Genomic DNA, 13,901 nt, shown 5'->3' with positions numbered 1-13,901 from the left:
CCCGTACCGCCGCTCAGCGCGGCGCGGTCGGGACCGCCGCCCCGGTGCGCTGGCCGGGCAGTTCGGCGGCCAGCCGTTCCGCCACCCGCGCCCGGTGCTCCCCGGCCGTCTCGCACAGCTCCCGTACGGCCGTGTTGAAACGCTCCTGCGACGAGGGCTGCGCCGGGCCCAGCAGACGCAGCTTCAACGCGGCGCGTGCCTCGGCCAGTTCGTCCTTCTCCGGGTGCCGGACCGTCTCCAGCAGGGCCGGCACCCCGCCGGCGTCCGGTGACAGCACCGTCGCCGCCGCCACCGTCGGGAACGCCGTACGGAACGCGTCCTCGCTCAGCCCGCTGGTGTTCGCCACCGCGTACGGCTTCCCGCTCGCCAGGAAGTCGCTGATCACGCTGGACACATCACTGACCAGCAGGTCGGCCGCGTCGAAGCAGGAGTACAGCTCGGGCCGGGCGTCCGTGATGATCTGGTGCTCGCCCGCCCGCAGCGAGGCCCAGTACGCCTCCTCCCAGGCCGCCGTAGCCCGCGCCACCGCCCCGGCCCGGCCCGGCTCCGGCGCCGACTGCACCCGCATGCGCTCCACCGTGTCGGCCCCGGACCGGAAGTCGGTCGTGGTGAGGCGGTCCAGCTCCCGGGTGAGACGGTCGAGTCCGGCGTCGCCCGCGGGGCGGGCCCCCGTCCGCTCCCGGTTCGCCGCCCGGATCAGCTCCCGGATCCGCAGATCGGCCGCGCCCGCGCGCGGGTCCACCGACCCCGTCAGCGGATGCGGCTTGTACAGCAGCCGCACGCCCGGGTCGGCGAGCAGCGCCCGCACCAGGTTCTCGCCGGCCGCGATCACCGAGGTGTTGCCGGGGTTGCCGTCCCAGCCCTCCCAGGTCGGCGCGTACAGGACCGTCGTCCACGCACCGGCCGGCGGGCCCGCGTACGGCCGTACGGCGTCCAGCTGCGGGCGGCCGGTCTCCACCACGTCCTTGTCCTCGACGCCCACCTCGGCCAGCGCGTACCGCTCGCGTGCGGCGGGCCCGGCCACCCACACCTCGTCGTAGGCCTTCGCGTACGGGTTGCACGAGGACAGCTTGTCGCTCTCGCCGTGGTTGACGAAGGTGTGCTTGATCGTGGGGATGCGCAGCACCTGAGAGGTCTTGCCGGAGTTCGACGGGTGGATCAGTACCTGCAGTGAGGAGTGCTCGAGACGCATCAGCGTCGACACCCTCGGCAGGCAGACGACGGGGATGTCCGTCGCCGCGATCTTCTGCACCATGAACCGCTCACGCAGCACGATGACCGGCCTGCCGTCCACCCGCGCGAGGGGCTCCAGCCACATGTTCGCCTGGTACGCCGAGGCGGCGCCGCCGGAGAAGTACAGGCCGACCGTCGGCCGGTACTCGGCCAGCCACGCGTCGAACCAGTCGAGCACCTCCTGCTCACCGGCCGGGCGGCGGCCCGGCAGCAGCCGGAGCAGCAGCGCGCCGAGGCCGGTCAGCGCGAGGAGGAGGGAGAGCCCGATGCCCGCCGCCGCGTACACCGGCTCGTCACGGGGCGCTGCGGCCAGCAGCCCGGCCGTCGCGGGCAGGCCGAACACCAGCAGCCGGTGGCCGGGGCGGCGCAGCAGCAGGGCCGGGGCCGGGGACAGCCGCAGCGCCGAGGCGTCGATGTTCCGGGTCACCACCGGCAGGGTGCGGGTGCGGCGCACCAGTACGGAGACCGCCTGGATCGCGCAGTGCAGCACATAGAAGGCGAGCAGCCCCGCCACCAGCGGGGCGTACACCGTCTCCCGGTCCTGCTCGCCGAGCCGCAGCAGGCCCACGACCAGCAGCAGGTCGCGCAGGACGTGCCGCACGGTGATGTCCGCGTGCGACTTGGCGAACAGCGACAGCACCCCGCGCTGCCACCGCAGCAGGGCACCCTCGGTGGCCAGGGAGGCGGCGGTCGCGGCGAGCAGCAGCGGCACGTGGGGCAGCAGCGCCGCGACCGCCTGGGCGGCGAACGCGGCGGCCAGGACGACGGCGACCAGCCCCTTCAGCAGGGCCGGCGGACGGGGAAGAGGTACGGGCACTGCGGTCACTCCAGAAGCGTCGGGTGTCGGCGCAGGTCGGCCGTCCGGGTTAACGCGCGGCGACCTCCCGACGACACGCGCGTGTCGCCGGGCCGTAGAGGGCACCACCGCCCCGCCGTGACGTCGGACCGTAGCGGAAGATCACATTCCTGTCGTCGGGTGGGACGGAAACAGCGCGACCGCCGTCCCGTGACGCGGGCGGCACCGTCCGTAACGTGGACCGGCGCCGCGCCACGCCTCGCCGTCCCGTAGATTTCCTGGTGAGGGACCGAATCGACGCGAGGGGCGGACGGGGACGTGGCAGGGGCAAGGCAGGCCGTGGGCGAGGCCCGCAGAATCGTCGTCAAGGTCGGTTCCTCCTCGCTGACCACCGCCTCGGGCGGCCTCGACGCGGACCGCGTCGACGCGCTGGTCGACGTGCTCGCCAAGGTCCGCAGTGGCGGGGAGCGCGAGATCGTCCTGGTCTCCTCCGGCGCCATCGCCGCCGGACTCGCCCCGCTCGGCCTGCGCCGCCGTCCCAAGGACCTCGCCCGGCAGCAGGCCGCCGCCAGCGTCGGCCAGGGCCTGCTCGTCGCCCGCTACACCGCCTCCTTCGCCCGCTACGGCGTCCGCGTCGGCCAGGTGCTGCTGACCTCCGACGACATGAGCCGCCGCGCCCACCACCGCAACGCCTCGCGCACCCTCGACAAGCTCCTCGCGATTGGCGCCTTCCCGATCGTCAACGAGAACGACACCGTCGCCACCGACGAGATCCGCTTCGGCGACAACGACCGCCTCGCCGCCCTGGTCGCCCACCTCGTCCACGCCGACCTGCTGGTCCTGCTGTCCGACGTGGACGGCGTCTACGACGGCGACCCGGCGAAGCCCGGCACCTCCCGCGTCGCCGAGGTGCGCGAGCCGTCCGACCTCGCGCACGTCGAGATCGGCAGCGCGGGCAAGGCCGGCGTCGGCACCGGCGGCATGGTCACCAAGGTCGAGGCCGCCCGGATCGCGACCGGCGCCGGTGTCCCCGTCGTGCTCACCAGCGCCATCCACGCGGCCGACGCCCTGACCGGCCAGGACACCGGCACCTACTTCCACCCCACCGGCAAGCGCTCCGCAGACCGGCTGCTGTGGCTCCAGCACGCCTCCACCCCGCAGGGCGCGCTGACCCTGGACGACGGTGCCGTCCAGGCCGTCGTGGACCGCCGCAAGTCGCTGCTGCCGGCCGGGATCGCCGCCGTCGAGGGCGAGTTCAGCGCCGGTGAGCCGGTCGAGCTGCGGGACGGCACGGGACGGGCGGTGGCCCGCGGGCTCGTCAACTTCGACGCCAAGGAGATCCCCCGGCTGATCGGCCGCTCGACCCGCGAACTGGCCCGCGAACTCGGGCCCGCGTACGAACGCGAGGTCGTACACAGGGACGACCTGGTAGTCCTCCACCCGTAATGTGACGAAACATCCGCCCCCGGTGGTGGACGTTCCGCAAAACCGCCACGCGATCCCTTGCGGCCTGCTCAACTTTGTCTCAGGGCAACATTCCGCAGGAGCACCACTGTGCAAAGGAGGCCGTCGTGAGACGAGTGCGCCCTGGGGCCACGGCGTCCCGTGGTGGTGCCGGCTCCCGTGCGGCCGGTGACGAGCGCGCCCTCACCAGTGTGGCGGCCGGGGACCGGTTCCAGGGCGAGGAACCCGGCGACATCCCGCGGCTGTGGCACGTCACCCTCAGCGTCTCCGGCCGGGAGGCCCCGCTCACCGAGGTCCGGCGCGCACTGGAGCAGCTCGCCCACGACCATCCCTTCCTCCTGACCAGCCGCTACGCGGTCGACCACGCGGAGATCCGCTACTGGGAGGAGGCCCGCGACCTGCACGACGCGGCCGCCGTCGCCCTGCGTTTGTGGGGCGAGCACCGGCAGACCGCCGGCCTGCCGCCCTGGGAGATCGTCGGCCTGGAGGTCATCGACCGCGCGACCTACCACCAGCGCGTCGCCGAGGGGTACGGACCGCCACCGGCGTCCCCGGTCGGAGTCCACCCGTTCTGACCTGGCCCCGGGAACGGCTCCGGAGGGTCTCAGGGCGTGTCTCGGGAGATGTCTCGGGGTGTGAAACGAACGATGAACGGATCCGCCCGGCGCACTACGCTTCCCTCATGACCACGCTTTCGCCGTACGACTCGATGTCCCCGGTCACCGAGGCCGCCTACCGCGCCAAGGCCGCCGCCGCGAGCCTCGCGCCGCTGCCGCGGGCCGACAAGGACGACGCGCTGCTCGCCATCGCGGACGCGCTGGAGGTCCGTACGAGCGAGATCGTCGAGGCCAACGCCAAGGACGTCGCCAAGGCCCGCGAGGCCGGCATCAGCGAGGGCATGATCGACCGGCTCACGCTCACCCCCGAGCGGGTCCGCGCCATCGCATCCGATGTGCGCGACGTCGCCGCGCTGCCCGACCCGGTCGGCGAGGTCGTCCGCGGCTCCACGCTGCCCAACGGCATCGACCTGCGCCAGGTCCGCGTGCCGCTCGGCGTAGTCGGGATCATCTACGAGGGCCGGCCGAACGTCACCGTCGACGCCGCCGCCCTCTGCCTGAAGTCCGGCAACGCGGTCCTGCTGCGCGGCTCCTCCTCCGCCTACCAGTCGAACACCGCCCTCGTGCGCGTCCTGCGCGACGCCGTGGGCGGCGCCGGGCTGCCCGCCGACGCCATCCAGCTCGTCCCCGGTGAGAGCCGCGACAGCGTGCGCGAGCTGATGCGCGCCCGCGGCCTGGTCGACGTGCTCATTCCGCGCGGCGGCGCCTCCCTGATCAACACGGTCGTGCAGGAGTCGACCGTCCCGGTCATCGAGACCGGCACCGGCAACTGCCACGTCTACGTCGACGCCGCCGCCGACCTCGACATGGCCGTCGACATCCTGATCAACTCCAAGGCCCAGCGGGTCGGCGTCTGCAACGCCGCCGAGACCCTTCTGGTCCACCAGGACATCGCCGCCGAGTTCCTGCCCCGCGCCCTGGAGGCCCTCGCCGGAGCCGGGGTGACCGTGCACGCCGACGAGCGGGTGCAGGCCTTCGCCAAGGACTCCGAGGCGACCGTCGTCGAGGCGACGGCCGAGGACTGGGAGACGGAGTACCTGTCGTACGACATCGCCGCGGCCGTCGTGGACTCCCTGGACAAGGCCGTCGAGCACATCCGGCTGTGGACATCCGGCCACACCGAGGCCATCGTCACGACCTCCCAGCAGGCCGCCCGCCGCTTCACCCAACTGGTCGACTCGACCACCGTCGCCGTGAACACCTCGACCCGCTTCACCGACGGCGGCCAGTTCGGCTTCGGCGCGGAGATCGGCATCTCCACGCAGAAGCTGCACGCCCGCGGCCCGATGGGCCTGCCGGAGCTGACCAGCACGAAGTACATCGTGACCGGGGACGGGCACGTGCGCCGCTGAGCGTCCGCCGGGTGAATGCGGGCAGCGGCGCATATGTGTGCGGCAGGGGCGGACCGGCCGGGCGCGCGCCGTGCGAGGCCCTGTGAACGCCGTCTCAACCGGCGGATGAATTTCCATACCGTCTGCCCAAATTGACCCCCCAGGTCTACTCTGGATCCGTGCCGGAGGACGTGGGGGGCACGCCGTTTCCGGACGGCTGGGAGCCCGACGACGACCAGGACCGCGGGGTGTCGGACGAAGAGTTCGCCTCCGTGGTCTTCGACGAGGCCTTCGTACGCGCGGCCGTGGTGCACGAGCCGACCGCCGTGGAACGCCTCCTTGCCGCCGCACAGGCGAGAGCCGAGGCCTCCGAAGCGGAGGCGCGCCGCGCCCACACCAGAGGCGAGCGCTACGACGACGGGTACGGCTCCGAGGGGCACGGCGATTTCGGCCATGATCCCGACCTCGACGAGCTGGACGACTCCGACATCGTCGAGGACCCCTACGGCGGCACGGGCCCGTACGGCAAGCAGGTCCGCTGGCACCGCCCCGTCGCCTGGCTGCTCGCCCTCGTGATGGGCATCGGCATGGTCGCGCTGGCCTTCACGGCGGTCTACCGGGGCGCGTCCTCGAACCGTCAGGAGCCCCTGCCGGCGCCCACCTCGACCGGGCTGGAACAGAGCGGTGGCGCGACCCCCTCGGCGTCCGCCGACTACACCGGTCCCGCCGTCTCGGTGATCCCGCGCACCCCCTGACCGGAACCCGCCTGTCCCGGTGAGAACCTGTCAGAACTTGTCATGGAGCCGGGCGTTTACCCGACCTTCCGGAGACCTACCCTGAAGATATGGGCGGGCCTGGAGACCCACCTGAGGGGGCGCCCGAAGGGGCTCCCGGAGGTGGCGAGGACGAGTATCGATCCGTCGTCTTCGACGAATCGTTCATCCGTGCTGCCCGCCTCCAGGAATTCTCCGCCCAGGAGCGCATCGCCGACCACGCGCCCGCCGTGCGCCGCCGCCCGCCCCTGCGCCGGGGCCTGTCCCGGCAGGCGCTGGTCCTGGTCCTGCTGATCGCCATCGCCTTCGGCACCGCGATCTACATGGGGGTACGGCACCCCTACCAGACCCCCGCCGCCCAGGAGCCCGCCGAGCCCCTGCGGATGACCGTCATCCCGCTCGCCCCCGAGGGCAAGGTGCCCGGCACGGGCGACCCGGCCTATCTGTACGAGCACAGCCCCGCCGCACAGTTCAAGAGCGGCGCGGAGGGGGTCCCGCTGCCCGCCTCGCGGCGCACCGCGCACTTCTCGGACAGCCAGGTCGTGTCCGCCCTGTCCACCGCCAAGGACTACATCGTCCGCTCCGCCCTCGACCCGGACGTGCTCACGGGCGGCGAGGTCCGCGCGGTCCGCGTCCTGCTCGACCCCGATCAGCTGGGCCAGTTCGACCAGAGCTTCTCCCGCCCCACCGCGGACGGACGCCACGCGCCCACCGGCTGGCTCGTCCGCTTCGACCCCACCCGCGCGGAGCTGGCCGACCGCAAGGTGCGGGTCCAGGGCACGCTGCAGGCGGCCGAGGCGGACTCCTCCACGCTCGAGGTCACCGCCGACCACACGTTCGTGTACGCGCTGCGGCCGGCCGGGGCCGACGACAAGGCCGAGGTGTCGCTGTTCACCGTCCGGCGCGAGCTGCACTTCCGCTTCGACCGCGACGACCTGCGCCTGCACCAGGGCCAGCTCGTCGTCTCCTACGTCCAGGCCGGACCGCTCTCCTGCGCCGAGGACTCCACGAACCACCTCCGCCCCCTCCTGGCCGGCCAGACGGCCAAGGAGGGCGGCCCCGCCGGTACGGACCCCTATGCCACGGGCAGTGCGACGGCCCTGTGCGGGTCCCTGGCGACGAGCGCGCAGCCGAAGGTGTGAGCAGGGTCTCAGGCCCTCAGCCGTTTTCGCGCGGCGGCCCGTCGTCCCCCGGAGAGTCCGCATCCGGTGTGTCCGGGCCCTGGGGCGGCTTCGGGGCAGAGCTCGTGAATCCGCCGAAGCCCCGGCGGACGCGGTCGCCCAGGTCACCGGCGCCGTCGGCCAGGTCCGTGACCAGCTTCATCAGCGGGTCCTTGGAGCTCTTCACATGGGTCGTGTAGTGGTTCGCCGAGTCCCGCCAGGAGTCCCTGACCGAGGTGTCCTTGTCCTCGTCGCGCCGCGGGTAGTGGCCGTCCATGATCCGCTGGTAGTCCCGCGACTCGGCCCACTTCTTCAGCTCGGCCGCCCGCACGGTGGTGAAGGGGTGGGAGCGGGGCAGCACGTTCAGGATCTTCAGCACGGAGTCCCGCAGGTCGCCCCCGGCCTCGTACTCCTCGGCCTGTGCGAGGAACGCGTCCACGTTCATCTCGTGCAGGTGGTTACCGCCCGCGATCTTCATCAGACCCCGCATGGAGGCCGTCAGGTCCTGCCCGACCAGCAGCCCCGCCCGGTCCGCCGACAGCTCCGACTTGCGGAACCACTCCCGCAGCCCGGTCACGATCGCCATGATCGCGAGGTTGCCCAGGGGGATCCAGGCGACCCGGACGGCCAGGCTGGTCAGGAACAGCAGGATCGTCCGGTAGACCGAGTGGCCGGACAGCGCGTGCCCCACCTCGTGGCCCACGACCGCCCGCATCTCCTCCTCGTCGAGCAGTTCGACGAGCCCCGTCGTGACGACGATGATCGGCTCGTCCAGGCCGATGCACATCGCGTTCGGCACCGGATCCTGGTTCACGTACATCGGCGGGACCTTCTCCAGGTCCAGGATGTAGCAGGCGTCCCTCAGCATCACGTTCAGATGGGAGAACTGCTGGTCCGAGACGCGCACCGAGTCGGAAAGGAACAGCAGCCTCAGACTGCGCTCGGGCAGCAGACCGCTGAGCGCCTTGAACACCGTGTCGAAACCGCTCAGCTTGCGCAGCGCCACCAGGGCGGAGCGGTCGGCCGGATGCTCGTACGTACGCGAGGAGATTCCGGGGAAGCGCCTGCGCTGCCTGCTGGGCACGTGCTCGTGCCCGCTCTGCTCGTGGCCGTCGGACATGTCTTCCCCCATGCGTCTGTGTGACCTTTGCGGCCCCTTGTGCGGCCTTTTGCTTCCCCGAGGCAGAGCCCAGCCTAGGCGGAGTTACGGTGGTCGGGCAGTACAGCGAAGGGAACCACCGTCATGGAGCACCACCCCGCCTCCGCCTGGCTCGCCGAGGCCGCGAGCGCCGCCGAGCGGCAAGGACCGGGGATCCTCCGGATCGTCCTCGTCGTGATGATCCTGGGCTGTGTGCTGACCGGGTGGTTCCTGCTGCGTGGCTACAGACGGAAGGACGACTGAGGCCACGGGAAGGTTCCCCGCCGGGCCCCCGGGACCGGCCGGGCGAGGGGCACGCGCCGCCTCCGCGCCACGAACATGCGGAGTCGGGGTGATCGCGCTCGGGACGCCCGCTTACGATGAGCCGACGTCTTTATGCCGCCCACACGCGATAGGTCCTGCCGAAGATGAGCTTCCACAGCACCGCTGCCCAGTTGGTCACCCTCGCCGCCGAGGGCGAGGAGCACGGTGGAAACCACGAGAGCCTCAACCCCTACCTCACCGGTGGCGGCGCCCTCTTCATCCTGCTGCTCCTGCTGTGGATCACCACCCGCTTCAACCGCGACCGCTGAGCCAGGCCGGGGGCCCCGCGCCGGGCATCCCGGGGATCACGGGGCGGCAGGACCCCTCAGGCAGGGCCGGTAGGGTCTGCACGCATGGGAGAGCAGGACATGCCTACCGGTCCGGCGGACGAGACGCCGCACGACCCGGCACAGGACACGGCGAGCGGCACCGAGCGACACTCGGAGCCCCGCCGTGCCGCCACGGAGCCCCGTCATGCGGCATCGGAGCCAGGCGGCGCCGACGGCCCAGGGAACGGCCCGTCGCGGCCGGGCAAGCGCCGCCTCGGTGTCATGGGCGGCACCTTCGACCCGATCCACCACGGGCACCTGGTCGCGGCCAGCGAGGTCGCCGCGGCCTTCCACCTCGACGAGGTGGTCTTCGTCCCGACCGGCCAGCCCTGGCAGAAGAGCCACCGCAGCGTCTCCCCGGCCGAGGACCGTTATCTGATGACGGTCATCGCGACCGCCGAGAACCCGCAGTTCTCCGTGAGCCGCATCGACATCGACCGCGGCGGTGCCACCTACACCGTGGACACCCTGCGTGACCTGCGCGCGCTCAACCCGGACACGGACCTCTTCTTCATCACGGGCGCCGACGCGCTCGCCCAGATCCTCACCTGGCGGGACAGCGAGGAGCTGATCTCCCTCGCGCACTTCATCGGGGTCACCCGCCCGGGCCACCACCTGAACGACCCCGGACTCCCGGAAGGCGGCGTCTCCCTCGTCGAGGTCCCCGCCCTGGCCATCTCCTCCACCGACTGCCGTGCGAGAGTCGCCAAGGGCGACCCGATCTGGTATCTGGTGCCGGACGGAGTCGTGCGCTATATCGACAAGCGCGAGCTGTACCGCGGCGAGTGAGCCGAGAGGGGCACCGGTGAACGACCGATACGACGCGGGGGCCGCGGGATACGGCGCCGACCAGTACGAGCTCGTCGGCTACGACGAGTACGGCCAGCCTGTCTACCGCCAGGTCCCGGCCCAGCAGACCCAGACCTACGACCCGTACGCACAGCCGGGACAGCAGGGACAGCAGCAGGGCTACGGCTACGACCCGTACGCGACGGCCGGGCAGCAGCCCCCGTCGTACGACTACGGGACCGGCCACCAGCAGCCCGGCCCCTCCTCCTACGGCTCCTACGACCCGTACGCCACCGGTACCCACCAGGGCGGCCCCGCGTCCCAGGACCCCTACGGCCAGAACGCGGCCGGCGCCGGCACGGACCGGCAGCCCCGACTCGCCGAACAGACCGCGCACATCCCGCAGCAGGCGGGCCCGGCCGACGAGGAAGCCCCCGGCCGGCCGGAACCGGAGTACCACACCGAGCAGTTCGCCTTCGTCGAGGAACCCGACGCCAACTCCGAAGACGTCATCGACTGGCTGAAGTTCACCGAGAACCGCACCGAGCGCCGCGAGGAGGCCAAGCGCCGCGCCCGCAGCCGGATCGTCGCCCTGGTCGTCGTCCTCGCGCTCGCCGCGGCCTGCGGCGTCGGCTACCTCGGGTACGCGGGGAAGCTGCCCGGCCTGTCCTCCGACGACTCCACGACGGGCAGCGCGACGGCGGCGGGCGCCCAGAAGCGCGACGTGATCGTCGTCCACCTGCACGACACCAAGGGCGGCGGCACCTCCACGGCCCTCCTCGTCGACAACACCACCACCAAGCGGGGCACCTCCGTCCTCGTGCCCAACTCCCTGGCCCTGACCAGCGACGACGGCACCACGACGACCCTCGCCAAGTCGGTCGAGGACGACGGCTCCGACGGCACCCGCACCGCGCTCGACTCGGCCCTCGGCACCGACATCCAGGGCACCTGGCGCCTGGACACCCCCTACCTGCAGAACCTCGTCGACCTCGTCGGCAACGTCGACGTCGACACCGACACCGACGTACCCGACCCCGCCGCCAAGAAGAAGGGCACGGCCCCCCTGGTCAACAAGGGCAAGGACCAGACCCTCAGCGGCAAGATGGCCGTCGCCTACGCCACCTACCGCGCCCCAGGCGAGGCCCAGAACGCCCAGCTGGAGCGCTTCGGGCAGGTCATGCAGGGCGTCCTGCGCAAGGTGTCCTCCGACCCGGGGGCCGCGACGACCACGATCCAGACCCTGGCCCAGATCCTGGACCCGTCGCTGACCGACAAGGACCTCGGCTCCTTCCTCGCCGGGCTCTCCGACCTCGCCAAGGGCGGCGACTTCAGGACGGACCTGCTGCCGGTCCAGGCAGACGGCACGCTCAGCGCCCAGGCGAGCGCGGGTGTGGTCAGGAACGTCCTCGGCGGCACCGCCAAGAGCCCGGACAAGGACGCCGCCGTCAGCGTCTCCGTCCAGAACGCCACCGGTGTGAAGGACAACACGGAGAAGGCCCGCGTCGTGCTCCTCAACGGCGGCTTCACCTTCCTGGAGGGCGGCACGGCCGGTGCCGCCCAGGCCGCGTCCGAGGTCGTCTACGCGGACGCCGGCGACAAGGCGAACGCCGCCGAGGTCGCCAAGACCCTGGGCCTGCCCGCGGGCTCCGTCGGCAAGGGCAAGATCTCCGCGAACGCCGACGTCGCCGTGGTCCTCGGCCAGGACTACAAGCCGTAGCCCGGCCGGGGGCAGGAGTCCGACCCCCACGTGATCCCCGGAATCACGTGGGGGGCCCACGGCGGTACGTGAGACCCTTGGTGGCAAGTGTCCGCCGATCGAAAGCCTTGTAGTGACCGCGACCGACCGCTCTCACGAGCTCATCATCACCGCCGCCCAGGCGGCCGCCGACAAGCTGGCGCACGACATCGTCGCCTACGACGTCAGTGACGTGCTGTCCATCACGGACGCCTTCCTGCTGGCCTCGGCTCCCAACGACCGTCAGGTCAAGTCGATCGTCGACGAGATCGAGGAACGGCTCCAGAAGGAACTGGGCGCCAAGCCGGTGCGCCGCGAGGGCGACCGCGAGGCCCGCTGGGTCCTGCTCGACTACGTCGACATCGTCGTCCACGTCCAGCACAGCGAGGAGCGTGTCTTCTACGCCCTGGAGCGGCTGTGGAAGGACTGCCCCGAGCTCGAGCTGCCCGAGGACGCCAAGGCCACCCGCGGCAAGGCCGAGGAGCACGCCAAGCTGCAGGCGGCGGAGGAGGCTGCGGAGCTGGACGGAGACTGGCGGTGAGCTCCTCCACCGAGGCCGGCCGGCCGGGCCGGGGCCGCCGCGTCATCCTCTGGCGGCACGGCCAGACGTCGTGGAACACGGAGCGCCGCTTCCAGGGCACCACGGACGTCGAGCTCACCGAGACCGGCGTCGCCCAGGCCCGCCGCGCCGCCCGGCTGCTGGTCGCCCTGAAGCCGGACACCATCGTCGCCTCCGACCTGAAGCGGGCCGCGAACACGGCCGCCGAGCTCGCCGCGCACACCGGCCTCGACGTCACCCACGACGAGGCCCTGCGCGAGACCTACGCGGGCGTCTGGCAGGGCCTGACGCACGAGGAGATCATCAGCCGCTACGGCGACGAGTACGCCGCCTGGAAGCGCGGTGAGCCGGTGCGCCGAGGCGGAGGAGAACTGGAGACCGAGGTCGCCGACCGCGCCGCTCCCGTGGTGCTGCGGAACGCCGAGAAGCTCCCCGAGGACGGCACGCTCGTCGTGGTCAGCCACGGCGGCACGATCCGCACCACCATCGGCCGCCTCCTCGGCCTGGACCCCCGCGACTGGGAGAGCCTCGGCGGGCTCTCCAACTGCTGCTGGTCCGTCCTGGGCGAAGGTGCTCGCGGCTGGCGCCTGCTGGAGCACAACGCCGGCACCCTGCCGGAACCGGTGCTCGGTGACGACGACTGACCCGGATTTCACTTTCCGGCAGGTCGCAGGCTAAAGTTCTTCTTGTTCGCCCCGCCAGCGGGGAAGGAACACGAGGGGCTATAGCTCAGTTGGTAGAGCACCTGCATGGCATGCAGGGGGTCAGGAGTTCAAATCTCCTTAGCTCCACGTCAAGATCCCGTTCCCGTCATGGGGGCGGGATTTTTCGTGCCCCGGGTTGAGTCACTCGGGCCCGCTGAGGCGTATACCTCTACGGTCACGACGCCTGCCGTGTCCGGACTGGTGCTGAGGCGTCGCTGACCGTATTGGTCCGGCCGTGGCAGAATCAAACGGCCGGAAGGGAGCGCGGCCCGACGGGAGGAGAAGCGATGCCTGCGAGCATCCTCGAGGAGGTCGACCACCTCCTCGGAGCAGCGTTGACACGGCAGATGTCCACCCGCCTCAGCTGCCCCTCCTGCGGTTCCGGGCATGTGGCCCAGATGCTCGGCGACAACGGCGGGATCTCCTACGTGTGCACGGCCTGCGGCCACAGCTGGAGCTGATCGATGGGTGCACACAGGCGGAAGTGCGACTGGTGCGGCAGCGGGACGCCGATCGTCCGTGACATGGAACCGATCAATCCCGACTACCAGTACTGGTGCGAGGAGTGCGCGCGGGCGCTGATCATAAAAGGCGACCCGATCGAGACGTACCGCGAGTTGGAGGGCGAGCCGATCTACGGCCGGCTTCTGGAGGAGCACTGCACGCTCAAGCGGTTCTATTCGTTCGTCACGGCATGAGGCGCGACGAAACGGTCATTCCGGGCAAGGTGAAACCGATTTGGTGTTGGGCCCGATGGGCCAGTAAAGTTGGCGTCGCCGCCAGGGAAACCCGGCGGAAACGCAACACGGGGCTATAGCTCAGTTGGTAGAGCACCTGCATGGCATGCAGGGGGTCAGGAGTTCAAATCTCCTTAGCTCCACAAGAGATGAGAAGGCGGGCCATCCGATCGGATGGCCCGCCTTCTTTGTTGTCTGTGGTTGTGCGT

The 13,901-nt window shown here is 71.4% G+C and carries 15 protein-coding genes and 2 tRNA genes; 15 read left to right on the top strand and 2 right to left on the bottom strand.

Going from position 1 to position 13,901, the window contains the following annotated elements:
- Nucleotides 1-13: 13 nt before the first annotated feature.
- Nucleotides 14-2,050, bottom strand: a complete 2,037-nt coding sequence (locus ACFZBT_RS01210) for a hypothetical protein (RefSeq protein ID WP_391097863.1) — start codon at nucleotides 2,048-2,050, stop codon at nucleotides 14-16.
- 318 nt (nucleotides 2,051-2,368) lie between these two features.
- On the opposite strand from ACFZBT_RS01210, the gene proB reads away from it, so the two are divergent.
- The 5 genes from proB to ACFZBT_RS01185 all read left to right on the top strand — a co-directional run bounded on the left by proB (nucleotide 2,369) and on the right by ACFZBT_RS01185 (nucleotide 7,356).
- Nucleotides 2,369-3,475: a glutamate 5-kinase gene (gene proB / locus ACFZBT_RS01205; RefSeq protein ID WP_391097862.1), complete on the top strand. Its 1,107-nt coding sequence runs from the start codon at nucleotides 2,369-2,371 to the stop codon at nucleotides 3,473-3,475.
- Between the two features lie 134 nt (nucleotides 3,476-3,609).
- Entirely contained in the window at nucleotides 3,610-4,068 is a 459-nt protein-coding gene (locus ACFZBT_RS01200) for a hypothetical protein (RefSeq protein ID WP_391097861.1), read from the top strand.
- A 107-nt stretch (nucleotides 4,069-4,175) separates the two neighbouring features.
- Nucleotides 4,176-5,462 carry a glutamate-5-semialdehyde dehydrogenase gene (locus ACFZBT_RS01195; RefSeq protein WP_391097493.1) on the top strand — a complete coding sequence of 429 codons (1,287 nt, stop codon included), beginning with the start codon at nucleotides 4,176-4,178 and terminating at the stop codon, nucleotides 5,460-5,462.
- A 131-nt stretch (nucleotides 5,463-5,593) separates the two neighbouring features.
- Nucleotides 5,594-6,196, top strand: coding sequence for a hypothetical protein (locus ACFZBT_RS01190; protein WP_391097492.1), 603 nt, complete (start codon nucleotides 5,594-5,596; stop codon nucleotides 6,194-6,196).
- 89 nt (nucleotides 6,197-6,285) lie between these two features.
- Nucleotides 6,286-7,356, top strand: a complete 1,071-nt coding sequence (locus tag ACFZBT_RS01185) for a hypothetical protein (RefSeq protein ID WP_391097491.1) — start codon at nucleotides 6,286-6,288, stop codon at nucleotides 7,354-7,356.
- A 16-nt stretch (nucleotides 7,357-7,372) separates the two neighbouring features.
- Here the strand turns inward: ACFZBT_RS01185 and ACFZBT_RS01180 are convergent, their stop codons facing one another.
- A complete protein-coding gene (locus ACFZBT_RS01180; RefSeq protein ID WP_391097490.1) occupies nucleotides 7,373-8,494 on the bottom strand; it encodes a M48 family metalloprotease in 1,122 nt (373 codons plus the stop codon).
- Nucleotides 8,495-8,617: 123 nt separating this feature from the next.
- Here ACFZBT_RS01180 and ACFZBT_RS01175 point away from each other — a divergent pair, with 123 nt between their 5' ends.
- From ACFZBT_RS01175 to ACFZBT_RS01130, 10 genes are all read left to right on the top strand, one after another.
- Nucleotides 8,618-8,776 carry a hypothetical protein gene (locus tag ACFZBT_RS01175; protein WP_391097489.1) on the top strand — a complete coding sequence of 53 codons (159 nt, stop codon included), beginning with the start codon at nucleotides 8,618-8,620 and terminating at the stop codon, nucleotides 8,774-8,776.
- Between the two features lie 164 nt (nucleotides 8,777-8,940).
- Nucleotides 8,941-9,105, top strand: a complete 165-nt coding sequence (locus tag ACFZBT_RS01170; RefSeq protein WP_175432503.1) for a hypothetical protein — start codon at nucleotides 8,941-8,943, stop codon at nucleotides 9,103-9,105.
- A gap of 84 nt (nucleotides 9,106-9,189) precedes the next feature.
- Nucleotides 9,190-9,954 carry a nicotinate-nucleotide adenylyltransferase gene (nadD, locus tag ACFZBT_RS01165; RefSeq protein ID WP_391097488.1) on the top strand — a complete coding sequence of 255 codons (765 nt, stop codon included), beginning with the start codon at nucleotides 9,190-9,192 and terminating at the stop codon, nucleotides 9,952-9,954.
- A 16-nt stretch (nucleotides 9,955-9,970) separates the two neighbouring features.
- The gene (locus ACFZBT_RS01160; protein WP_391097487.1) at nucleotides 9,971-11,674 is read left to right on the top strand and encodes a LytR C-terminal domain-containing protein; all 1,704 of its coding nucleotides are present in this window, start codon (nucleotides 9,971-9,973) and stop codon (nucleotides 11,672-11,674) included.
- Nucleotides 11,675-11,786: 112 nt separating this feature from the next.
- Nucleotides 11,787-12,233: a ribosome silencing factor gene (gene rsfS, locus ACFZBT_RS01155; RefSeq protein WP_391097486.1), complete on the top strand. Its 447-nt coding sequence runs from the start codon at nucleotides 11,787-11,789 to the stop codon at nucleotides 12,231-12,233.
- Complete coding sequence (locus ACFZBT_RS01150; protein WP_391097860.1) at nucleotides 12,224-12,895, top strand: histidine phosphatase family protein; 672 nt, start codon at nucleotides 12,224-12,226, stop codon at nucleotides 12,893-12,895. Before rsfS ends, ACFZBT_RS01150 begins: the two co-directional genes overlap by 10 nt.
- 74 nt (nucleotides 12,896-12,969) lie before the next feature.
- Nucleotides 12,970-13,042: transfer RNA gene (locus ACFZBT_RS01145), tRNA-Ala, on the top strand.
- Between the two features lie 200 nt (nucleotides 13,043-13,242).
- Nucleotides 13,243-13,416: a hypothetical protein gene (locus ACFZBT_RS01140; protein ID WP_382493611.1), complete on the top strand. Its 174-nt coding sequence runs from the start codon at nucleotides 13,243-13,245 to the stop codon at nucleotides 13,414-13,416.
- 3 nt (nucleotides 13,417-13,419) lie between these two features.
- Complete coding sequence (locus ACFZBT_RS01135; protein WP_006136074.1) at nucleotides 13,420-13,653, top strand: hypothetical protein; 234 nt, start codon at nucleotides 13,420-13,422, stop codon at nucleotides 13,651-13,653.
- Between the two features lie 109 nt (nucleotides 13,654-13,762).
- A tRNA-Ala gene (locus ACFZBT_RS01130) sits at nucleotides 13,763-13,835 on the top strand.
- The last annotated feature ends 66 nt before the right edge of the window (nucleotides 13,836-13,901 follow it).

It is taken from the genome of Streptomyces sp. NPDC008137, assembly GCF_042957035.1.
GTDB lineage: Bacteria > Actinomycetota > Actinomycetes > Streptomycetales > Streptomycetaceae > Streptomyces.
The sequence above is the reverse complement of the archived record's forward strand: the minus strand, read 5'-3'. Positions and strand labels throughout refer to the sequence as shown.

Bases quoted from the DNA above. Each gene is read 5' to 3' on its own strand.
- ACFZBT_RS01175 (WP_391097489.1), top strand. From the start codon at position 8,618: ATGGAGCACCACCCCGCCTCCGCCTGGCTCGCCGAGGCCGCGAGCGCC.
- ACFZBT_RS01140 (WP_382493611.1), top strand. From the start codon at position 13,243: ATGCCTGCGAGCATCCTCGAGGAGGTCGACCACCTCCTCGGAGCAGCG.
- ACFZBT_RS01180 (WP_391097490.1), bottom strand. From the start codon at position 8,494: ATGTCCGACGGCCACGAGCAGAGCGGGCACGAGCACGTGCCCAGCAGG.
- ACFZBT_RS01195 (WP_391097493.1), top strand. From the start codon at position 4,176: ATGACCACGCTTTCGCCGTACGACTCGATGTCCCCGGTCACCGAGGCC.
- ACFZBT_RS01170 (WP_175432503.1), top strand. From the start codon at position 8,941: ATGAGCTTCCACAGCACCGCTGCCCAGTTGGTCACCCTCGCCGCCGAG.
- ACFZBT_RS01185 (WP_391097491.1), top strand. From the start codon at position 6,286: ATGGGCGGGCCTGGAGACCCACCTGAGGGGGCGCCCGAAGGGGCTCCC.
- ACFZBT_RS01135 (WP_006136074.1), top strand. From the start codon at position 13,420: ATGGGTGCACACAGGCGGAAGTGCGACTGGTGCGGCAGCGGGACGCCG.
- nadD (WP_391097488.1), top strand. From the start codon at position 9,190: ATGGGAGAGCAGGACATGCCTACCGGTCCGGCGGACGAGACGCCGCAC.